This window comes from Rhizobium sp. 11_C7_N12_5, from assembly GCF_051811145.1.
Taxonomy (GTDB): Bacteria; Pseudomonadota; Alphaproteobacteria; order Rhizobiales; family Rhizobiaceae; genus Rhizobium; species Rhizobium lusitanum.
Genome location: NZ_JBPWPY010000002.1, coordinates 1,679,743 through 1,700,116, shown reverse-complemented (window position 1 = coordinate 1,700,116; position 20,374 = coordinate 1,679,743). Strand labels below are relative to the sequence as shown.

20 protein-coding genes and 1 pseudogene are annotated in these 20,374 nt (G+C 59.0%); 13 read left to right on the top strand and 8 right to left on the bottom strand.

Features of this window, described 5'->3' with window-relative positions; translation table 11 throughout:
- Positions 1 to 8 precede the first annotated feature (8 nt).
- Positions 9 to 992, bottom strand: coding sequence for an NAD(P)H-quinone oxidoreductase (locus AB8B29_RS26985; RefSeq protein ID WP_112441908.1), 984 nt, complete (start codon positions 990 to 992; stop codon positions 9 to 11).
- 11 nt (positions 993 to 1,003) lie between these two features.
- On the bottom strand, positions 1,004 to 1,540 hold the full coding sequence (locus tag AB8B29_RS26980; RefSeq protein ID WP_439006931.1) for a hypothetical protein: 537 nt from the start codon (positions 1,538 to 1,540) through the stop codon (positions 1,004 to 1,006).
- Positions 1,541 to 1,656: 116 nt separating this feature from the next.
- Here AB8B29_RS26980 and AB8B29_RS26975 point away from each other — a divergent pair, with 116 nt between their 5' ends.
- Positions 1,657 to 2,571, top strand: coding sequence for a LysR family transcriptional regulator (locus AB8B29_RS26975; protein WP_037191265.1), 915 nt, complete (start codon positions 1,657 to 1,659; stop codon positions 2,569 to 2,571).
- 110 nt (positions 2,572 to 2,681) lie between these two features.
- Here the strand turns inward: AB8B29_RS26975 and AB8B29_RS26970 are convergent, their stop codons facing one another.
- On the bottom strand, positions 2,682 to 2,936 hold the full coding sequence (locus AB8B29_RS26970; protein WP_156143619.1) for a hypothetical protein: 255 nt from the start codon (positions 2,934 to 2,936) through the stop codon (positions 2,682 to 2,684).
- The gene (locus AB8B29_RS26965) at positions 2,937 to 3,113 is read right to left on the bottom strand and encodes a cyclic nucleotide-binding domain-containing protein (protein ID WP_439006930.1); all 177 of its coding nucleotides are present in this window, start codon (positions 3,111 to 3,113) and stop codon (positions 2,937 to 2,939) included. It abuts the gene before it with no gap.
- A gap of 193 nt (positions 3,114 to 3,306) precedes the next feature.
- On the opposite strand from AB8B29_RS26965, the gene AB8B29_RS26960 reads away from it, so the two are divergent.
- The 9 genes from AB8B29_RS26960 to AB8B29_RS26920 all read left to right on the top strand — a co-directional run bounded on the left by AB8B29_RS26960 (position 3,307) and on the right by AB8B29_RS26920 (position 14,143).
- Entirely contained in the window at positions 3,307 to 4,458 is a 1,152-nt protein-coding gene (locus AB8B29_RS26960) for an NAD(P) transhydrogenase subunit alpha (protein WP_439006870.1), read from the top strand.
- A gap of 17 nt (positions 4,459 to 4,475) precedes the next feature.
- Positions 4,476 to 4,766 carry an NAD(P) transhydrogenase subunit alpha gene (locus AB8B29_RS26955; protein ID WP_439006868.1) on the top strand — a complete coding sequence of 97 codons (291 nt, stop codon included), beginning with the start codon at positions 4,476 to 4,478 and terminating at the stop codon, positions 4,764 to 4,766.
- A 1-nt stretch (position 4,767) separates the two neighbouring features.
- Entirely contained in the window at positions 4,768 to 6,189 is a 1,422-nt protein-coding gene (locus AB8B29_RS26950; RefSeq protein WP_047555585.1) for an NAD(P)(+) transhydrogenase (Re/Si-specific) subunit beta, read from the top strand.
- 39 nt (positions 6,190 to 6,228) lie between these two features.
- Positions 6,229 to 7,620: an NAD-dependent succinate-semialdehyde dehydrogenase gene (locus AB8B29_RS26945; protein WP_047555587.1), complete on the top strand. Its 1,392-nt coding sequence runs from the start codon at positions 6,229 to 6,231 to the stop codon at positions 7,618 to 7,620.
- Between the two features lie 65 nt (positions 7,621 to 7,685).
- The gene (gene adhP / locus AB8B29_RS26940; RefSeq protein WP_037191253.1) at positions 7,686 to 8,714 is read left to right on the top strand and encodes an alcohol dehydrogenase AdhP; all 1,029 of its coding nucleotides are present in this window, start codon (positions 7,686 to 7,688) and stop codon (positions 8,712 to 8,714) included.
- A 27-nt stretch (positions 8,715 to 8,741) separates the two neighbouring features.
- Positions 8,742 to 8,930, top strand: coding sequence for a hypothetical protein (locus AB8B29_RS26935; protein ID WP_112441916.1), 189 nt, complete (start codon positions 8,742 to 8,744; stop codon positions 8,928 to 8,930).
- Positions 8,931 to 9,172: 242 nt separating this feature from the next.
- Positions 9,173 to 10,243 (top strand): HlyD family efflux transporter periplasmic adaptor subunit, encoded by a 1,071-nt coding sequence (locus AB8B29_RS26930; protein WP_112441918.1) that lies wholly within the window; start codon positions 9,173 to 9,175, stop codon positions 10,241 to 10,243.
- A gap of 11 nt (positions 10,244 to 10,254) precedes the next feature.
- Positions 10,255 to 13,029, top strand: coding sequence for a ribosome-associated ATPase/putative transporter RbbA (gene rbbA / locus AB8B29_RS26925; RefSeq protein ID WP_112441920.1), 2,775 nt, complete (start codon positions 10,255 to 10,257; stop codon positions 13,027 to 13,029).
- Between the two features lies 1 nt (position 13,030).
- Positions 13,031 to 14,143 (top strand): ABC transporter permease, encoded by a 1,113-nt coding sequence (locus AB8B29_RS26920; RefSeq protein WP_047555596.1) that lies wholly within the window; start codon positions 13,031 to 13,033, stop codon positions 14,141 to 14,143.
- Between the two features lie 186 nt (positions 14,144 to 14,329).
- On the opposite strand, the pseudogene AB8B29_RS26915 reads toward AB8B29_RS26920, so the two are convergent.
- The 4 genes and pseudogenes from AB8B29_RS26915 to AB8B29_RS26900 form a co-directional block, all read right to left on the bottom strand.
- Positions 14,330 to 14,458: pseudogene (locus AB8B29_RS26915) on the bottom strand (IS5-like element ISNeu3 family transposase); the annotation flags it as partial.
- Positions 14,459 to 14,469: 11 nt separating this feature from the next.
- The gene (locus tag AB8B29_RS26910; protein WP_439006929.1) at positions 14,470 to 15,543 is read right to left on the bottom strand and encodes an acyltransferase family protein; all 1,074 of its coding nucleotides are present in this window, start codon (positions 15,541 to 15,543) and stop codon (positions 14,470 to 14,472) included.
- A gap of 410 nt (positions 15,544 to 15,953) precedes the next feature.
- On the bottom strand, positions 15,954 to 16,139 hold the full coding sequence (locus AB8B29_RS26905; RefSeq protein WP_162693729.1) for a hypothetical protein: 186 nt from the start codon (positions 16,137 to 16,139) through the stop codon (positions 15,954 to 15,956).
- 969 nt (positions 16,140 to 17,108) lie between these two features.
- Complete coding sequence (locus AB8B29_RS26900; protein WP_234903831.1) at positions 17,109 to 17,573, bottom strand: hypothetical protein; 465 nt, start codon at positions 17,571 to 17,573, stop codon at positions 17,109 to 17,111.
- A 627-nt stretch (positions 17,574 to 18,200) separates the two neighbouring features.
- Here AB8B29_RS26900 and AB8B29_RS26895 point away from each other — a divergent pair.
- From AB8B29_RS26895 to AB8B29_RS26885, 3 genes are all read left to right on the top strand, one after another.
- Entirely contained in the window at positions 18,201 to 18,365 is a 165-nt protein-coding gene (locus AB8B29_RS26895; protein ID WP_167669632.1) for a hypothetical protein, read from the top strand.
- Positions 18,366 to 18,386: 21 nt separating this feature from the next.
- The gene (locus AB8B29_RS26890; RefSeq protein WP_112441922.1) at positions 18,387 to 18,764 is read left to right on the top strand and encodes a hypothetical protein; all 378 of its coding nucleotides are present in this window, start codon (positions 18,387 to 18,389) and stop codon (positions 18,762 to 18,764) included.
- Between the two features lie 108 nt (positions 18,765 to 18,872).
- On the top strand, positions 18,873 to 20,351 hold the full coding sequence (locus AB8B29_RS26885; RefSeq protein ID WP_113084750.1) for a multicopper oxidase family protein: 1,479 nt from the start codon (positions 18,873 to 18,875) through the stop codon (positions 20,349 to 20,351).
- Positions 20,352 to 20,374 lie beyond the last annotated feature (23 nt).

The window sequence follows — 20,374 nt, the reverse complement described above, 5'->3', positions numbered from 1 at the left end:
GACTACCATCACTGGAAATCACATAGAACGATCTTCCCAAACAGCCCGCCGGCTTCCATTCGGCGGTGGGCCTCGGCGGCTTCCTTGAGGGGGTAGACGGCGCCAATAACCGGCTTGAGCTCACGTCCCATCATCGGCAGCACCTGCTCCGTGAAGCGCCGGACCATTGCTCTCTTTTCCGTCCTCGACCTTGACTTCATGACCGTTCCGATTAACCGCAAATGGTTGTGAAGCACGAGATCAAGCGGAATGATGGCGTTGTCGTCGCGTCCTAGAAGGCCAACCTGGACGAGCCGTCCGCCGGGCGCCAGGCTGCGAATGTTGCGCGCGAGATAGGATCCGCCGACGAAGTCGATGATCAGATCGACCCCATGCGACGCCGTAGCATCGACGACCTCCGCCTCGAAGTCCGAACGCCGATAATCAAAGACGGCTTCGGCACCCAGCGAGAGCACATTCTCGATGTTCCCTGCCGAAGCGGTCGCCAGCACATGTGCTCCGGCCGCTTTTCCGAGCTGAACCGCAGCCGATCCGATGCCTCCGGCGGCAGCATGGACAAGGGCGGTTTCTCCTTTAGCAACCTGTCCGAGATGGGCGAGCGCTTCCCAGCCGGTGACGAAACTCTCCATGACCGCCGCCGCCTCGATGAAAGACATGCCGTCCGGAATGATCGCTGCCATTTCGCTATCGAGACGGGCGTACTGAGCATAAGCACCACCGCCAACGATACCCATGACACGGTCCCCAATCGCAAAACCGATGACTGCGGAGCCGGTCGCCACGACTTCGCCGGCGATTTCGAGGCCGAGGATCGGGCTGTCCCCGTAAGTTTGCGTGCCATAGACGCCTTCGCGCTGAAGAAGATCAGCGCGATTGACGCCTGCCGCCATGACCTTGACGAGAATATCGTCGGGCCGGATCTCAGGGGGCGGAGCTTCAGCGAGGTGCAGGACATCCGCGCTGCCGAAATCGGCGAACATGATCGCTTTCATCAGAGCTACCCTTACTTGGAGAGTGCGCGGCGAGCGATGCTTGCCGCAAAGAGCGGTGTCTCGCGGCTGTTGTGATCGCCACCTGCGGCCTGCCGGGCAGCGGCGGCATCCTCGAACCTGGTGCCATGCTCTTCGAGAAATGTCATGAAGACATCAGTTGGATGCGCAGTGACCCGGTTCGTGTAGCGGGTCCTGTTTTCGTCGATCTTTTCGGCGATCAGCTCCCAGACGACATTGACCTTGGTACGACCGCTGGACGTGAACACGTCGGAGATTGAGTTCATGCGGCAATAGGCGGCCTCTGCAACTTCGGCAATATAGTGTTGGACAACGAGACCGGAGCCGATCTGCTCGACATTGATTGACATCCGACGACCGTCGTCGGTCCACGTGACGCCGGCAGCGATGTGCTCCGGTGGGCAGCAGCGCAGGTATTCGGCTTCAGGCAGGTTGAAGAGCCAGTCGGCGATATCGATCTTTTCGAACGGGACGTCTACCTCCGCCGAATATGCTGACTGCGAGAGAATTGTGTCGAGGACCTTGACCATCATAGTATTCCTTCTGTTTGTTGGGCGATTGCCCGTTGACGAGAAGGAATGTGCGCCGGATGCCTGCTGATGATAACGAACTGATTGGTCGAAACGGTTTTGCGTCGTAGGCAAAGATGAAGGATCCACGGTTTGCCGAACATCTCGCGGTCTATGTCGATGTCGTCCGCGCGGGAAGCTTCTCCGCGGCGTCACGGCGTCGTGCCGTAACCCCATCCGCCGTCGTCCGGCAGATCGATGCGCTCGAACAGGACCTTTGCGTTCCGCTTCTGGTCCGATCGACGCGTGCTCTGTCGCTGACGGACGCGGGTCGCCATCTCTTCGATAGGGCCCAGCGGCTGCTGGATGACCTGGCCGACACCCATGCGGAAGTCGCGGCCTTCGACAGTGCGATCAGCGGCACCCTTCGCATCGCTTGCTTCCCGACCTTCGGAAAACGCTATGTCATCCCTGTTCTTGCATCTCTTGCGCAGCAGCACCCGAGCTTGCATGTCGAATTGGATCTCACCGAACGGCTGGCCGACCCCGTCGCCGAACGGCTCGACCTCGTGGTCAGAATGGGTGACCTGGCGGACAGCTCCTTGATCGCCACGAAGCTCGCCCCGCTTGACCGCGTTCTCGTGGCAAGCTGTGCCTATGTCGAGCAGTACGGCGAGCCGAAAGACGAAGAGGCGCTCCGCCATCATCGCCTTCTCGACAAGCTTCATGGCAACGATCTGCTCGGCTGGTCCGATATTCTCGGATGCCCGGCCGGTGAGGCATGCAAACAGGTCTCTTTCCGCTCCGATGATTTTGAAGCGTTGAACAGCGCCGCGATCTCAGGCATGGGCGTGGCCTTCCTGCCAAGTTGGGTTTCGGGCGCCTCCATCCAAGCGGGCGATCTGCTGCGCCTAAAGCTTGACGGGGAGCGATGGAACGAGCGATCGTCCGGCATTTACCTACTGCGCGCCCTGCAGGTGCCACCCGCCAAGGTCAGGGCGTTTACAGAAGCGCTCAGGGCACATATCGGCACGCCGCCGCGCTGGAGTTGAGGCGCGGTATCAACGACAGTGATTATATCAACGGCTTAAGCCACCTGCTGTTCAATAAATGCCAAGTTCTCCGTAAGATCCCATCAAGAGCAGAGATCTCCGTTTCGCGGTCAGAACGCATGGATTCCCATCACCGCTAGGCCTCCGCAAAACTCTTGTCCCATGGTGTGGGCGAGGGAAAGACCTCGCCGAGGAACGATACCAGCGCCTTGACGTTCCGATTGCCGCCGACTTTCCGGCCAGTGTGCGGTCATGTTGCTGCGGTCGATGAAGAATGCCTTCAAGACGGGCACCAGCGCGCGGCGACGCAGATAGGGAGCTGCGACATAGACCGTGCGGGCAGTAATCGCCTCGATCGAATTCACCTAAAAATCCTTCTCTGCGAGCCCAAACAGATCACCAGGCCAGTAAAACGCGACGACCTGCCGATCACCATGGTTCAGCATATGGCTCGCCACCAGGACCCCGCCGGACAAGAGATACAGAAACCTCGCTGGCTCTCCTTGGGTGACGACATGTGATCCCTTCGTTTCAAAGGTAATGACGTCCGCAAGGCGCGCGAGCTCGGATTGATCGGAAGACGATAGAACAATGTGGTCGGGCTCTACTCCATGTTCACCTGGCCAGGGATTTGCTGCAAGCGATGTTTGATCAGGATCAATGCATCTCCAAAGCTGGCACCTCTATTAGGGGGTAGATTTCACGGAATTGATTGCTTTCGGAGTGTTTGAATCGATGGTTATTCACGTTGCTGTTTTGAAAGAGAAAGCTTTAGGCGAAAAGCGTGTAGCAATCGTGCCAGCCCTTACTACCCGTCTCGAGCGGTTGGGTGCAGCCCTGACTCTGGAGGCGAACGCTGGACTGGCGGCCACGTTTGCCGATACCGCCTATCGAGACGCCAGGATCGAAAACGACCCGAAAACCGTCGTATCCGATGCCGATATCGTACTCGCAGTTCAGCCGCCGCCAGCAGATCTAGTCAAGGCAATGAAGTCAGGAAGCGTGCTGATCTCACTCCTTTACGGCAACAGCAATCTCGACACTGTGGCAGCCCTCAAGGACCGAAAGGTGACAGCCTTTGCGATGGAGCAGATCCCGCGCATCAGCAGGGCCCAGTCGATGGATGTCCTTTCCAGCCAGGCGGCTCTTGCTGGCTATTATGCGCCTCTGCTCGGTGCGGTTCACATGCCGCGCATCCTGCCGATGATGACAACTGCGGTAGGTTCGCTACGGGCCGCGAAGGTTCTGGTGATGGGACTTGGCGTCGCCGGGCTTTCGGCCCTCGCCACCGCCCACCGGCTGGGCGCAATCACGGAAGGCTATGATGTCCGTCCCGAGACACGCGAGCAGGCCGAGTCGCTGGGTGCCAAATTCGTCGATACCGGTGTCGACGCACGCGGCGAAGGCGGTTATGCGCGCGAACTGACGGCCGACGAAAAAGCCAAGGTCGAGCAGACACTCACCCGGCATATCGCCGAAGCGGACATGATCATTACGACTGCCTCCGTACCTGGCCGCCCAGCCCCGAAGCTGATCTCTTCAGCCCAAGTCGCGGCCATGAAACCCGGCGCCGTGATTGTGGATCTCGGGGCCGAAAGCGGCGGCAATTGTGAGATGACCAAGCCCGGTGACACGGTGAATGTCGGAGCGGTTACCATCCTTGGCCCGCTCAATGTACCTTCGGCACTCGCCCAGCACGCCAGCGACCTCTATGCAAAAAACATCCTCAATCTTCTTGACCTCCTCATCAAGGATGGCGCGATCCATCTCGATTTCGAGGACGAAGTCGTCGCCGGTACGGTGGCTACGCACGACGGAAAGATCCGAAACGAAGCGCTTCGCCAGATCATCGAGACCGCATTTCACTCAAACCATGAGGCCGCATGATGACGCTCGACACATCCATGACGTGGCTTATCGCCCTGTATATTTTCATGCTGGCAGCCTTCACCGGCTATGAGGTCATCAGTCGGGTGCCCTCGATCCTGCACACGCCACTGATGTCAGGCTCGAACTTCATCCACGGCATCGTGGTCGTCGGCGCTCTCCACACGCTGCTGAACGCCACCACACTGTTCGCCCAGATCGTCGGCTTCGTCGCCGTGGCGCTCGGGGCCGCAAACGCCTCCGGGGGCTACGTGGTGACCGACCGGATGCTCGCAATGTTCAAGTCGAGCGGCGGTAAGGAGAAGTAGGATGATCGCACAGCATTTCGTCGGCCTGAGCGGTCTTTTCGCCGCCGCGCTCTTCATCTTCGGGTTGAAGCGGATGGCCTCGCCGGTTACGGCTCTGTCGGGCATCATGACTGCCGGTGCCGGTATGATCGTTGCCGTCATCGCGAGCTTCCTGGTGCTCTTCGAGCTTGATGGAACTGTCCGGTCTCACCTGACGACCAATCTCGGTCTTGCGATCGTCGCGCTGCTTGCCGGTGGCGGATGGGCTTGGTGGCGCGGCGCGAGAGTCGAGATGACTGCCATGCCGCAGATGGTCGCATTGTATAACGGTATGGGTGGCGGGGCTGCAGCCGCGATCGCTGCTGTCGAACTTTCTGGTGGAAGAGGCTCAGGCACGTTGCTACTTGCCGTCACTATCATCGGTGCGCTGATCGGTTCGATTTCCCTGACGGGCTCCTTCATCGCGTGGGCGAAGCTCGACAGCAGGATCAAAAAACCGTGGCGTTTTTCCGGTCAGCGGCTCGTAAACGGTCTGATCTTTCTCGCAACGCTTTTCGTCGGATTGGGCGTCATTCTTCTCTATGGCTCTCCAGCGGACACCGTGCTGGCGGTTCTGTTCTTTGTCGGAGCCCTGGCCTTTGGCGTGTTGATGACGCTCCCGATCGGCGGGGCCGACATGCCCGTCGTCATCTCGCTCTACAATGCCTTCACCGGTCTTGCCGTCGGCTTGGAAGGGTTCGCGCTGCAAAACCCCGCCCTGATGATCGCGGGCATGGTCGTCGGCTCGGCGGGCACGCTTTTGACGTTGCTTATGGCGAAGGCGATGAACCGATCGCTGGCAAACGTGTTGTTTTCCAACTTTGGGGACACAACTGCTTCTGGCGGGGTCGAAGTCCACGGACAGATGAAATCCGCCGACGCGGCCGACGCGGCGATCAACATGCGCTACGCCTCAAGCGTCATCATTATCCCTGGCTACGGTCTCGCCGTCGCTCAAGCGCAACAGAAGCTCTACGAGTTCGTCAAAATCCTGCTGGCCGCCGGCGTCGAGGTCAAATTCGCCATCCATCCGGTGGCGGGCCGCATGCCAGGTCACATGAACGTGCTGCTCGCAGAAGCAGGCGTTCCCTACGACATCATCTTCGATATGGATGACATCAACGCAGACTTCCCAAACACCGATGTCGCCCTGGTAATCGGCGCCAATGACGTGGTGAACCCGGCGGCGCGCACCGATAAATCCTCGCCGATCTATGGCATGCCGATCCTGGACGCCGACAAAGCCCATCAAGTTTATGTGGTCAAGCGCGGACAGGGCAAAGGCTATTCCGGCGTCGAGAACCTGCTCTTCTTCGAAGACAACTGCTCGATGGTCTACGGCGACGCCCAAGCCGTGCTCAGCCAAATGGTTCAATCCGTGAAAGATCTGGCCGCCGCAGCCTGAAGTGGCCCAAGGCAATCTACATTCAAAGGAGAATGACAAATGGCTTACCAGACGATCAATCCCTATAGCAGCGAGACGCTCGCCAATTTTCCAGACGCAACCGACGCCGAAGTTCGTACGGCCATCGTCGGCGCACATGAGGCGTTTCTCGGGTGGCGCAACACTTCTTTCGCCGAACGTGGACAGATCCTACAGAAGGCGGCGGACATCCTGCGCCGTGATAGCGATGCCTATGCTAAGCTGCTGACGCTTGAAATGGGCAAGCTGTTCTCCGAGGCTAAGGCGGAAGTCGAGCTGTCGGCAAAAATCTTCGAATATTATGTCCGCCATGCCGAGGCGTTGCTCAAGCCCGAGAAGCTGCCGGTTCTGGATCCTGCCGAGGGCGACGCCGTGCTCGTTCACGAACCGCTCGGTGTCCTCCTGGCCATCGAACCTTGGAACTTCCCATACTACCAGATCGCACGTATCTTGGCGCCGCAGCTCGCTGCAGGCAATACGCTCCTCCTCAAACACGCATCGAACGTTCCGCAATGCGCCGCTGCGTTCGAGAAGCTGATGGCCGAATCTGGCCTGCCCAAAGGGGCGTTCAAGAACCTCTACGCAACGCGTTCGCAAATCGAGCTGATCCTCAACGACGACCGGGTCCATGGTGTCGCCCTGACTGGCTCGGAAAGCGCTGGCGCAGTTGTTGCGGCTCAGGCTGGCAAAGCGCTTAAAAAGTCCACAATGGAGCTCGGCGGTGCGGATGCCTTCGTTGTGCTGGCTGATGCAGACCTTGAAAAGACCACCAAATGGGCCGTGTTCGGGCGCCATTGGAACGGCGGTCAGGTCTGTGTTTCGTCAAAGCGGATGATCATCGTCGACCCTGTCTATGACGCATTTCTTGATGGCTATCGCAAGGGCGTGGCTGGTCTAGTCGCGGGCGATCCCTTTGATCCGAAGACCACGCTGGCGCCATTGTCTTCGAAGGGTGCGGCCGACGAGGTGAAGGACAAGATTCGCGAAGCGGTCAAGCTTGGAGCCAAAGCCGAGGAAGTCGGGCCGCCGGTGCCCAATCGCGGCGCCTTCGTCCAGCCGACGATCCTGACTGACGTCGGAGAAGACAATCCGGCGCGCTATTGGGAATTCTTCGGTCCGGTTTCGATGCTCTTTAGAGCAAAGGACGAGGAAGATGCTGTGCGCATCGCTAATGATTCCCCCTTCGGCCTGGGAGGCTCTGTCTTCACGTCGGATCCGACGCATGGCGCGGAAGTCGCGAAGCGCATCTCCACTGGGATGGTCTTTGTCAATCATCCGACCAAAGTCGAGGCAGACTTGCCGTTCGGCGGTATCCGCCGTTCAGGCTACGGTCGCGAGCTTCTTGGTCTAGGTCTCAAGGAATTCGTCAATCACAAACTCATCGATGTCGTCGACATCGATGCGCATTTCTGAACGCACAAGGGGACGCTTTGTCGAGCGTCCCCTCATGAACGAACGCCAAGCCAAGGAGCTTCACAATGGCCAAGACTATGAAAGCCGCAGTCGTCCGCGAATTCGGAAAGCCGCTAATTATCGAGGAGGCCGCCGTCCCGACACCTGGCGCCGGTCAGATCCTCGTCAAGATCGCCGCGACCGGCGTCTGCCACACCGATCTCCACGCCGCAGAAGGCGATTGGCCCGTGAAGCCCAAGCCGCCCTTCATTCCGGGCCATGAAGGCGTCGGCCACGTCGTGGCTGTCGGCTCTGGCGTGAAACATGTCAAGGAAGGCGACCGCGTCGGCGTGCCATGGCTTTATACCGCCTGCGGACATTGCAAGCATTGCTTGGGCGGGTGGGAAACACTGTGCGAGGAGCAGCAGAATACCGGCTATTCGGTCAACGGCAGCTTTGCGGAATATGTCGTTGCCGATCCGAACTATGTCGGTCATTTGCCCGATAACGTGTCGTTTATCGATATTGCTCCTATCCTATGCGCGGGTGTCACCGTCTATAAGGGTTTGAAAGTCACCGACACGAAGCCCGACGACTGGGTGGTAATTTCCGGTATTGGCGGTTTGGGGCATTTGGCAGTCCAATATGCCAAGGCGATGGGGCTCAACGTTATCGCCGTCGATATCGATGATGAAAAACTCGATCTTGCGAAATCTCTCGGTGCTTCGCTTGCCGTGAATGCCCGCAAGGACGACCCGATCGCCTTTGTGAAGAAGGAAGTTGGCGGCGCCCAGGGCGTGCTGGTTACGGCTGTCTCACCCAAAGCCTTTGAACAGGCCCTCGGCATGGTCGGCCGCGGCGGCACAGTGTCCCTCAATGGGCTTCCTCCAGGCGATTTCCCCCTGTCGATCTTCGACACAGTCCTGAACGGGGTTACCGTGCGCGGCTCGATCGTCGGCACGCGCCTCGACCTTCAGGAGGCGCTGAACTTCGCTGGCGAAGGCAAGGTCAAGGCGACGATTGCGACCGACAAGCTCGAAAATATCAACGATATCTTTGCTCGTATGCACAAGGGAGATATCCAGGGCCGGATCGTCATCGACTTTGCAAAATAAAACCAAATCAATGCCGTGATGCACGCGATGGTGCTTCACCAAATCGGCGAACCGCTTGTCTGGACCGAGCCGCCGCATCGAGAGCCAGATCCAGGCGAGCCGCGTCTGGGTTCCCGCCTTCTGCATCTGCCGGATGGATTTGCATCCGGTGGAGAGGGCGCCGACGCCGCGGCGACGCTACCTGATGCAGTCGCGGCCGCCAAAATGGTCGTCTAGGTTGAATGCGATTCGTCCCGGATGCATGCGTTTGCTGCAAGCGCATTCTGTCTGCCTGTTCCGCTTTCGCTCGTGGGTGATGTCTTCGTGTTCAAGACAAGCCTGACGATGAGCGGCTTGACGTGATATCCTTTTCGAAATAGCGACCAGTTAGCTGGTCGTCTGATTAGGTAATTGAAAGTTCTAAGTAATTTTCGTACGCGGCCCGATAGTACGCGGGTCGCCGGCTATGGAGAGACCGATTGGTTGTTTCACGAAAGACTTTGCTTGCGGGCGCAATCATTCTCGTTGTTGCAGCGGCTGGCTACTACGCATGGATCAAGATCCATGCTCCTAGCCTTCCCGACGGCTTTGCTGCAAGCAATGGTCGCATCGAGGCCGTTGAAATCGACATTTCGACCAAGACTGCCGGGCGACTACAGGACTTGCTGGTCCGCGAAGGCGATTTCGTCACCGCCGGCCAGACGCTCGCCCAAATGGATACGGTTCAGCTCGAGGCCCGCAAGCGACAGGCGGAAGCGCAGCTGCGTCGCGCCCAGATCTCGATCGACACGGCGCATAGCCTTGTTGCCCAACGCCAGGCCGAAAAGACTTCGGCGATGGCTGTGATCGAACAGCGCAAGGCCCAGCTCGATTCCGCAAGCAAGACCAATGCTCGCAACAGGCAGCTGCTGAGCAGCAACACGGTCTCACAGCAAATCGTCGATGACAGCGAAGCGAACGAGCAGGCAGCCAAGGCAACGCTTGCCTCGGCGCAGGCAGCTCTTGCAGCGTCGGATGCCGCCATCAATGCTGCCAAGGCGCAAGTGGTGGATGCGGAAGCGGCGGTCGATGCAGCAAAGGCCGAGATTGAGAGCATAGAAGCGGATATATCCGACAGCACGCTCAAGGCTCCGAGGGATGGCCGGATCCAGTATCGCATTGCCCAGCCTGGCGAAGTGTTGGCAGCCGGCGGCCGGGTATTGAATCTCGTCGACCTCGGCGATGTCTACATGACCTTTTTCCTTCCGACGGAACAGGCGGGCCGGACCTCGATGGGGTCGGACGTCCGTCTCGTGCTCGATGCGGCGCCGCAATACACCATCCCCGCCAAGGTCTCATTCGTTGCAGACGTTGCGCAATTCACGCCGAAAACAGTCGAAACCGAGGAAGAGCGGCAGAAGCTCACCTTCCGCGTTCGCGCCCAGATCCCTCAGGAGCTTCTGAAGAAATACATCCAATATGTCAAAACGGGCCTGCCAGGCATGGCCTATGTCCGCCTCGACCCGCAGGCGCAATGGCCTGACAATCTCGAACGCAACCTCGTCAAGTAGCGGCTGACAACATGGTGGAAACCATCGAAGGCACACCGAAAGACGACGAGAGCGGCGCCGCAGTTGCCAGGCTGAATGATGTCCGGCTCGTCTACAAGAATGCGATCGGGCTGGACAACGTCACGCTTGAGATTCTATCGGGGCGAATGACCGGCTTGATCGGCCCCGACGGTGTCGGCAAGTCAAGCCTCCTATCGCTGATTTCCGGTGCCCACGCGGTGCAGACGGGACGCGTGGAGGTGTTCGGCGGAGACATGCGTGATGCCCGGCATCGCGAGCGAACCTGCCCAAGGATTGCCTATATGCCGCAGGGGCTCGGCAAGAACCTTTATCCAACCCTGTCCGTCTTCGAGAATGTCGACTTCTTCGGGCGCCTCTTTGGGCAGGACAAACATGAACGGACGGCCAGGATCGCCGAATTGCTCGACAGCACCGGCCTCGGTCCTTTTGCAGACCGCCCCGCGGCGAAACTGTCGGGTGGCATGAAGCAGAAACTCGGATTGTGCTGCGCCCTCATTCATGATCCCGACCTGCTCATTCTCGACGAGCCGACCACAGGCGTCGATCCGCTGTCGCGCCGGCAATTCTGGGAACTGATTGGCAGCATTCGGGCAAGCCGGCCCGGTATGAGCGTCATCGTCGCGACCGCTTACATGGAAGAGGCGGCCGGCTTCGACTGGCTGATCGCGATGAATGCCGGCAAAGTCCTTGATACCGGCACTCCCAAGCAACTTCTCGAGCGCACGCAGACCAGCGATCTCGACGCTGCCTTCATCGCTCTGCTTCCCGAAGCCGATCGGCGCGATCATCACGAGATCATCATTCCGCCACGTCCGCAGACGGCTGATGGTGTCTACGCCATCGAGGCCAGTCATCTCAGCATGCGCTTTGGCGATTTCACCGCGGTCGACAATGTCAGCTTTCAGATCCCCAAGGGCGAGATATTTGGCTTTCTCGGTTCGAATGGATGCGGCAAGACCACGACGATGAAGATGCTGACGGGCCTGCTTGCCGCCAGCGAAGGCGAAGCCAAGCTTTTCGGCCGCAAGGTCGACGCCAGCGACATGGCGGTCAGGCGCCGCGTCGGCTACATGAGCCAGGCCTTCTCGCTCTATGGCGAGCTGACGGTCCGGCAAAACCTTGATCTCCATGCCCGTCTTTTCAAGCTGAAGGAAGACCGGATTCCCGCGCGCATCGCCGAAATGACCGATCGCTTCGGCCTGGGCGATGTGATGGATGCACTGCCGGACACACTGCCGCTCGGTATCCGCCAGCGGCTATCGCTTGCGGTCGCGATGATCCATGCGCCGGACATTCTCATTCTCGACGAGCCGACCTCGGGGGTCGATCCCGTTGCTCGCGATGCTTTCTGGCAGATCCTTGCCGACCTGTCGCGCAAAGACGATGTGACGATTTTCGTCTCGACCCATTTCATGAACGAGGCCGAGCGCTGCGATCGCATTTCGCTGATGCACGCAGGCAAGGTGTTGATAAGCGACACCCCTGCCGCCATTGCCAAAAGTCGCAATACGGAAACACTCGAGGACGCCTTTATCGCCTATCTCGAGGAGGCGTCCGGCATTGTCCGTGGCCAGGAGGCAAAGCCTGTCGTCATGGCAAACGCCCTTGAGGCAGCCGCAGCGCCGATACGCCGCCGCTTCTTCGATTTTCGCCGCATGTTCAGCTACACGCGCCGCGAAGCCTTGGAGTTGCAACGCGATCCCGTTCGCGGCACGCTTGCCGTTCTCGGGAGCGTTATCCTGATGTTCGTGATCGGTTATGGCATCAACCTCGATGTCGAGGATCTGACCTTTGCCGTGCTCGACCGCGATAGCTCGACCATCAGCCGCGATTACGTACTCGATATTGCCGGATCGAGGTACTTTATCGAGAAGGCGCCAATCAAGGATTATGCCGATATGGATCGGCGCATGCGGGACGGCGAACTTAGCCTCGCCATCGAGATACCGCCTGGCTTCGGCCGAAACGTGCTGCGCGGCGATGTCGTCGAAATCGGCGCATGGATCGACGGGGCGATGCCGCAACGGGCCGAAACGGTCAGGAGTTACGTTCAGGGCATGCATGCCAATTGGCTGGCACGCAAGGCAAAGGAACTCTATGGGGCGGCGGCCACGCAAGGCTCGTTCACCATTGAAACGCGCTTTCGCTATAATCCCGACGTCAAAAGCCTGGTGGCGATGGTCCCTGCCGTCATCCCGCTGCTGCTGATGCTCATCCCGGCAATGCTCGCAGCCCTAAGTGTCGTGCGCGAGAAAGAGCTCGGCTCGATCATCAACCTTTACGTCACGCCGGTCAGCAAGCTGGAGTTCCTGATCGGCAAACAATTGCCCTATGTCGCGCTCGGGCTATTGAACTTTGTTCTGCTGACGGCCTTTGCCACGCTGGTCTTCCGCGTGCCGTTCACCGGCAGCTATGTGACCTATCTGACGGCGGCGCTGCTCTATGTTATCATCGCAACCTCGATCGGTATCGTCATCTCGTCCTTCATGAAAAGCCAGATCGCGGCCATCTTCGGCACCGCGCTCCTGACCTTGATACCGGCGACACAATATTCCGGCATGATCGACCCGGTCTCATCGCTACGGGGCGCCGGCGCTCTCATCGGCGAGCTCTATCCGGCCACCTATTTCATGACGATTTCTCGCGGCACCTTCTCCAAGGCGCTCGACTTCGCAGGCCTCTACGGCTCCTTTATTCCGCTATTGATCGCGATCCCGATCCTTTCGATCCTGGGGACGCTGCTAATCAAGAAGCAGGAGGGATGACATGGCGTTGTCCAATATCCTGCAACTGGGGATCAAGGAGTTGCGTGGGCTTGCCCGCGATCCGATGCTCGTCCTGCTAGTCGTCTATGCATTCACGCTGCAGATCTATACTGGCTCCAGTGCCTTGCCGGAAACCTTGAACAACGCGGCTGTCGCCATCGTCGACGAGGATCAGTCGCCGCTGTCGGGGCGGATCAGCACTGCCTTCTATCCCCCTTACTTCGTGCCACCCAAGCAGATTTCCATCGCCGAGATGGATCAGCGGATGGATGCGGGCCTCGACACATTTGCGCTCAACATCCCCCCGGACTTTCAACGCAAGGTCATGGCGGGGCAACATCCGGCGATTCAGCTCAATGTCGACGCCACGCGGATGAGCCAGGCCTTCTCCGGGAGCGGCTATATCCAGACCATCGTCACAAGCGAGGTCGATGAATTCATGAAGCGCTATCGCGCTGAAAGCAACGTGCCGGTGAATCTGACCTTGCGGGCCAGATTCAATCCGCAGCTTAACAAATCCTGGTTCGGCTCGATCAATAACATCATCACCTCGATCACCATGCTTTCGATCGTGCTGACGGGTGCCGCCTTGATCCGCGAAAAGGAGCACGGCACGATCGAGCATTTGCTCGTCATGCCCGTGACCCCACTGGAGATCATGCTGAGCAAGATCTGGTCGATGGGGCTCGTGGTCCTGGTCGCCACGGCCGTCTCTGTCTTCATGGTGGTCAAAGGTCTGCTTGGCATACCGATCGAAGGCTCGATGGCGCTGTTTCTGCTTGGAACTGCGCTCCAGCTTTTTGCAACGACGGCAATGGGAATATTTTTGGCCACCGTCGCAGGCTCGATGCCGCAATTCGGCTTGCTCCTCATTCTTGTGCTTTTGCCGCTGCAGGTCCTGTCCGGCGCCATGACGCCACGCGAAAGCATGCCCGAAATCATTCAGAACATCATGCTTCTTGCGCCCAACACCCACTTCGTCATTCTGGCGCAAGCCGTGCTCTTTCGAGGCGCCGGCATAGATGTCGTCTGGCCGCAGCTTTTATCCTTGCTTGCTATCGGAATGGTCCTGTTTTTCTTTGCTCTCGGGCGGTTTCGGAAGTTCTTGAGATGACGGCGCTCGATTATCGCGCCGGTTCCGCGCCGCTCCCCACCATCGAAGAAAGGAAATCAGCGAAGGAAGGACTTTCGCCTGGTTCATCACGGCACAACTTCGCAGCCGCGCGCCATGCACCCTCTAATTGTAAATTGGGGTATGGGTAGATACGTTAATGGGCAACGAAGCAGCCGGAAACCGATCCTCATGGGCGCGAACGATGCTGCTGTCGATCATCAGATACTGGTTGTTGCGGTCTGCCGTCAGCGCCTCGAACACCCGCTCCCAGACGCCGGCATGGCACCAGCGGCTGAAACGCTTATACACGGTCTCGCTCACCTGCTTTACACATCGCGCGGTCGAACACCGGAAAGCCGCTTCTCCGTTTTTTGTTTGCGGCCGGATCCCAGCTCTCGCACATAGATCGTGAGGGGTCTTTCGACAACCCTGAAGAGCGCTAGCGCGAATATGATGGAACCGATGGTCGCATAGATGACGAACAGGCCAAGAGAGAGGTGGTCACCGATAGCCTTCGCCCAAATGGCCCGCATAGGGCGCACGATGAAGGGATGGGCGAGATAGAGGCTATAGGAAGCATCTCCAACGGCGACGCCCCACAGCACGATCCGTTTGAGAGGAAGGGCAGGACCGATTGCGGCGGCTAGGACAAACACGGCAGCGGGCACACCTCTGCGCAGGAATTGCGGAAGAGCCGCATCGTCCCAGGGAGTGAAGAAACGAGCGAATCCGATGAGCCCGATCGCCATCAGAGCAAGTGCCACCCCAGGACCGATCCGCAGGCCGCTGCGGAAAATCAACGCTACATATACACCCAACAGAAATTCCAGGATGATGGGGTTCGTCCAGAAAGCAATCTGGACATTCCGGGGTTCAATCGTGGTGCCAACGAGGGCCAGCGCAGCCATCAGTACCGACAGCCCAAAAATGCCCGGCCGGATCGGCATCATTAGCGCCAGCGCGAAGAGCACATAGAACAGCATCTCATAGTTCAAGGTCCAGCCAAGAGCGAGCACCGGCCGGATCTCGTTCGCGCCACGCATGTCAGGGATGAAGAGATAGGATGCGACGACATGAGAAATATCGCCAACTGGAACGTTGAGCAGTGAAGGCGCCACGGCCGCGCCGAGCAGCATGACGCTCGTTAGCAACCAGTAGAGCGGAACGACGCGTGCGCAGCGTCGCAGGAAGAAGCGCAAGGAAGCACCGCTTTTGCCGAACTCCGCCGCGGCGGTATGCATCATGATGAAGCCCGACAGGACGAAGAAGATATCGACACCGTAGCCGAGGTACCATGCCTTGGCGTCGACGGCTTGGCGTGCTGTCACGACAGCCAGATTTTCAGTTTCATGGATGGTATGTGCCACCACCACAGACAAGGCAGCGAGCGCTCGAAGCACTTGAAGATTTATGAGTTTGGCAGCGACATCCGCTTTCGTGGATTGCGGAATTCCAATCGATTGCCTCTGTTCTGCTCCGATCCGGTTCCAAGTCATGTCAGATTGTGCCTCAGTGGGCCTTGTTCATGCCGACGCCGATGGAGCCAACGGTCGCCTGGGTTGAGTTGCCATAATCCGTGTTAGCTCCGCCGCCCCGGGGCATCATGCTGGTAGCTGTTCCGTTAATCCGATCATCAAGTATCTTTTGATAAAAAGTCACCAGAAGCTCCAATCCGAAACTCGATTAATTTCTAACTGCCGCATTGGTCGATACAACAACGTATCACTGCGTAAGTTAATGAATTAATTCGCTGAACAGTTGATCCGCCGATACTTCCACTCAAGGGCGCCGCAGCCCCAGACGATGCCGATCAACATGTAAAGATGGCGCCAGTCGCGAGCGGCCGCTCCATGGACATCATGAAGCCGATGCCATGGCGTTCGAAACGGCCGAGCTTGTCGTCGCTGTCGATTTCGCCCCGGCAAACATTGTCCTCCCATCGGAAAGCGCCGCGGTCATGGCAGGCCATGAGGATGCCGAAGACAGCATATTTCATGCGACCCGTTGGATCTCTGGACGACCGAGTTCAGTCATCCGGTTGAGAATATGGACGCCGATCTTGGCCTCTGCTTTCTGGTTGTCAAAGTTCCTCGCTTTGAGATTCGGTCCATCTGAGTCTCCACCAGGCTGCGCTGAACAGCCGGAAGCCGTGTTGTCGTGTCAAGCTGCCGACTGGCCGCGGCGACGAGTTCGCCCATGGTGCGCCCGGCAGTCCGGATTCGAGAGAGCGAGTGGCGATGGAGATCCGTGAGATCGATGTGCCTGATTTGCACATCGATACGCTCAAGGTGAGGAGCCGGAATTTTCACTGAGTTTGCCCGCATTCGGTCCGACGCCGCAATATAGTTTGTGACATGCAGCGGACGATAGGGCGGCGAGGATGGGGATAATGTGAGGCCGGAGCACCGGTCACTGCTCATCACCCGGAAAACCGAATAGCCTCCAGTTTCCACCCGATGCGAAATCGAATAGCATCTCCCTTTATTTCAGATGGTCAAAGAGAGCATTGGGGATGTCTATGCAGCCGATCGACTACGGCCTCACGAGGGCGGTTGCCTTGGGTATTCTGATTATTTTTCCCGCCGTGTTCTTTGTCTCCTGCTCGACGATCGGCGGAACTCGCGGTCAACCTGGTCCCGTGACCGCGAGTTCCGCCAACGCCAAAGAAAAAGCGGCCGAGCGTCGGCGATGGTCTGAGCGAGTCGAACGAGATAATCAGCTAGATCCAAGCGGGTCGACACCGGGTTCCTATGGCTCTTTCGGTCCCCGTTTCACTTGGTGAGCGCTAGACTGCGTGGGTGATGATTTCGGCTGGAAAGCGATGACGGCGGTAGAGATGACGGCGGTAGATAGGCTCACGATCGGTCATGCCCCATCATCGCTCATCAAGTTCCAAACTCCGTTAAGTTGATGCCCTTTGAAGTCAGAACCAAAGGCCGATGCGACATTTCTCGCGGTGCGTAGCCTATTTCGGATCTTCAAAAGTGTAGAGTGCACACATCTCATTGCTGCTTCTCGGTGCCCTTTTGCCATTGAAGACGGCAATTGCCGTTGACTCCGATCCGTCGGCCCAAGACGCAACAAAGGTGACGTCGCCGGCACCGCAGAGTTGGTTGCCATTTTGCAGTTCGGGATCGCCAGGCTCTTTGACACGATAGACCGACGCCGGCACATTCCGACCATCTACGCTGAAGTGATCGGCAACGAGATCAGAGAATTCGAGCGACTCTCCGTTTTCAAACTTGATACTGAAATCGTCCAGCCAGACATCGCCGGTGACGCTCATGGCTGTATTGCTCATCGCTATATAGTGATCTGCCTGTTGGGCGAGCGCTCCAGACGTGGAGAGGATCGTCAGGAGGCTGGAAAGGATAAGGCTGCGCAATTTTAAATCTCGCGAAAATGACATGAGCGGGTTGGCCGACCCCATACATCGCATCTTTTCTCCGGAACGCACAGGCTCATTTTGAGGTGCTTTTAGCCATCGGTGCGCCATGTTCATGGCCCTGCGGCGGGTGTCTGAAGCGACTGTAGTATGAGGAGGCTGTGAGAGATTTCCAGATCGGATCGACTAAGATGCTATGTTTGTAGCGTCGAGAGTGAATTGACGCTTCCCCCTCCAGGCTACCTGCAATGGCTCTGATGGGGTGGACGCCCCCCGACGGCATCGATGTACCAGAATGGAGACGTTGATCACCATTTAAAGGAGGCGTCCACCCCATCAGAGCCTAGTCAAAGAGCAAAATCCATTCACGCCGGGAGCCATGTACCGAAGCCACTATGCTGGCTGGTCTCAGTACAGACAGTGCAATAGTAGCGGTATCGACTTTCGACCTGATTGAAACCGGTTTCCGGTTATTGCTCGGCAGCGCCATCTAGGATGCGAAATTCCGCCATCGCCGGTGATCGAGTAGAGCGGGCCAGTTTGATGCGGCCCTCGGTCAGATGCCCAGCTTCTTTTCACATCTTTGACTTGCATCAAGGATAGAGGCGAAGGGCCGGTTCAACATTGATCCGTCATCCCGGCTGTATCGACAGCCCGGCAGAGGATCGTTCAATGGCGAATATAACCCTGCAAGCCCTTTCCGCGAGATGTTCGGCGGCGCCGACGCGCGTCTCCTTCCCGGTGCTCGGCGTGACCCTCACCGCCCTCGTCTTCGGCGGCTATGCGGGAGCGTTGACCGCTGCTATCTTCAACGTCGTCAGCCCACGTTTCGGCTGATCAGGGGACGGAGCCGCGCACATGGCCGCCGACCGCCGCAGGTTCGCATGGACGAACGCAGTGCTGACCACGCTGGTCGCGCTCGCGCTTCTCATTGCGCCCGCCGCAGGCGTGCAGGCGATGCAGTGCCATGAACACGAGGCCCACGGTCACTCCGGCTCGGCGCAGTCCTCTGTACTCGCGAAGGACGTCCGCGTCCCGCTCCAAGGCGGTCTTCACACTTCTGATCACAAAGCCTGCTGCGCGGTGCAGTGCGGCTTCTGTATCGTGCTCGCCAGCGCGGACAGGATAGAGGCTCCCGCAGCCATAGGCTCCTTCCTTTGTTTTGCATGGGGCGACCAGACTGGTAGCGGTCTGGCCCTGCCACCCACGCTCGGTCCTCCTCGTCTTCCGGTCTGAGGATTTCGGAGGCCGCCTTATTGCTGCGTCCGGTCGATTCCACGGGCTTCTATCCAGATGCCCAAGATCAATGATCGGCTGAGCCGATCCGGAAACAGGACCAATACTATGAAACGCCGTGACTTTCTCAACGGCCTGATGGTGGGCGCAGCAGCGCTCGGCACATCGGCCGCCCTTCGTCCCATGCGCAGCTTGGCGCAGGATTCCGCTGTCAAAACATCTCCTGCGCCGCGCCGCTTATCTGTCGGCTACCGGACCATCGACATCAAGGGCAGATCCGCCCGCGTCTTCGGTCTCGTCCAACCCGACGGAACGTCGGGGCTGGCGTTGGATGCCGGCACCGAATTCGACGTCGCGCTGTCGAGCAGCATCGATGAACCGACTCTGATCCACTGGCACGGGCTGACGCCCCCCTGGGCGGCCGACGGCGTGCCGGACAATCCCGCAGCGCTCCTGCGACCGTCGGAAACCCGGCGCTACACCTTTCCGGTCGGCGCGGGCGGTACGCACTGGATGCATGCCCACACATTGCAGGAGCAGAACCTGCTTGCCGCCCCGCTGATCGTGCGAACCGCGGACGACCTGAAGCTGGACGAGCAGGAGGTCGTCGTCCTGCTGCACGACTTCTCCTTCCTGCCGGCCGAGGAACTGCTCGGGAAGCTGAAGAGGAATGCCGCACCCGGAGCCATGCCGATGGACCACGGCGCTATGCGGGGCATGGGCGGCATGCAGCACATGATGTCCGGCAACGACATGGCGGGCATGGCCATGCCGGGAGTGGCCGCCATGGACCTCAACGACATTGACTACGACGCCTATCTCGCCAACGACCGTACGCTCGACGACCCCGAAGTCGTCAAGGTCGAAAAGGGTGGTCGCGTCCGCCTTCGGATCATCAACGGAGCGACGGCGACCGCCTTCACCATCGACATCGGCGGCCTTTCCGGCGAGTTGATCGCCGTCGACGGGCAGGGCATCGAACGCATTGTAGGGACGTCGTTTCCGGTCGCCATGGGCCAGCGTCTCGACATCCGTGTGAGCCTACCTAGGGAAGGTGGCGCCTTTCCCATCCTCGCTCTTCGCGAAGGCGCCGTCGATCGTACGGGAATCGTCCTGGCCACGGCAGGTGCTGATGTCCGCAGGATTCCAGCCGCGGGTGATGCGAAGGGACCGGTCCTCGGTCTCGACGTTGAGCAGCGCCTGCGACCTATCGGCCCGTTTGCCTCCCGTGCGGCGGACCGCCGCTTCGAGCTTTCGCTGACGGGCGACATGGCCGCCTATACCTGGGGTATCGATGGAGCGGATGGTCTCGTCGTCAAGCGCGGCGAGCGGATCGAGGTGACGATCGCCAACGCCTCGATGATGGCGCATCCGATGCACCTGCACGGGCATCATTTCCAGGTGGTCGCCATCAATGGGACGCCTATAGCCGGCGCGGTCAGGGACACGGTCCTGCTGCCGCCGATGGCGAGCGTCGTCCTGGCCTTCGATGCCGACAATCCCGGCCGCTGGCCGCTTCACTGCCACCACCTCTATCATATGGCGACGGGCATGATGGCCTACGTCACCTACGACGGCATCGGCTGACGCGGTCCATCGGTTCGCGAAGC

Bases quoted from the DNA above. Each gene is read 5' to 3' on its own strand.
- AB8B29_RS26935 (WP_112441916.1), top strand. From the start codon at position 8,742: ATGGTGCTTCACCAAATCGGCGAACCGCTTGTCTGGACCGAGCCGCCG.
- adhP (WP_037191253.1), top strand. From the start codon at position 7,686: ATGGCCAAGACTATGAAAGCCGCAGTCGTCCGCGAATTCGGAAAGCCG.
- AB8B29_RS26960 (WP_439006870.1), top strand. From the start codon at position 3,307: ATGGTTATTCACGTTGCTGTTTTGAAAGAGAAAGCTTTAGGCGAAAAG.
- AB8B29_RS26895 (WP_167669632.1), top strand. From the start codon at position 18,201: ATGGCGAATATAACCCTGCAAGCCCTTTCCGCGAGATGTTCGGCGGCG.
- AB8B29_RS26955 (WP_439006868.1), top strand. From the start codon at position 4,476: ATGACGTGGCTTATCGCCCTGTATATTTTCATGCTGGCAGCCTTCACC.
- AB8B29_RS26890 (WP_112441922.1), top strand. From the start codon at position 18,387: ATGGCCGCCGACCGCCGCAGGTTCGCATGGACGAACGCAGTGCTGACC.
- AB8B29_RS26900 (WP_234903831.1), bottom strand. From the start codon at position 17,573: ATGGGGTCGGCCAACCCGCTCATGTCATTTTCGCGAGATTTAAAATTG.
- AB8B29_RS26950 (WP_047555585.1), top strand. From the start codon at position 4,768: ATGATCGCACAGCATTTCGTCGGCCTGAGCGGTCTTTTCGCCGCCGCG.
- rbbA (WP_112441920.1), top strand. From the start codon at position 10,255: ATGGTGGAAACCATCGAAGGCACACCGAAAGACGACGAGAGCGGCGCC.
- AB8B29_RS26980 (WP_439006931.1), bottom strand. From the start codon at position 1,540: ATGGTCAAGGTCCTCGACACAATTCTCTCGCAGTCAGCATATTCGGCG.
- AB8B29_RS26920 (WP_047555596.1), top strand. From the start codon at position 13,031: ATGGCGTTGTCCAATATCCTGCAACTGGGGATCAAGGAGTTGCGTGGG.
- AB8B29_RS26975 (WP_037191265.1), top strand. From the start codon at position 1,657: ATGAAGGATCCACGGTTTGCCGAACATCTCGCGGTCTATGTCGATGTC.
- AB8B29_RS26885 (WP_113084750.1), top strand. From the start codon at position 18,873: ATGAAACGCCGTGACTTTCTCAACGGCCTGATGGTGGGCGCAGCAGCG.
- AB8B29_RS26985 (WP_112441908.1), bottom strand. From the start codon at position 992: ATGAAAGCGATCATGTTCGCCGATTTCGGCAGCGCGGATGTCCTGCAC.
- AB8B29_RS26945 (WP_047555587.1), top strand. From the start codon at position 6,229: ATGGCTTACCAGACGATCAATCCCTATAGCAGCGAGACGCTCGCCAAT.
- AB8B29_RS26905 (WP_162693729.1), bottom strand. From the start codon at position 16,139: ATGAAATATGCTGTCTTCGGCATCCTCATGGCCTGCCATGACCGCGGC.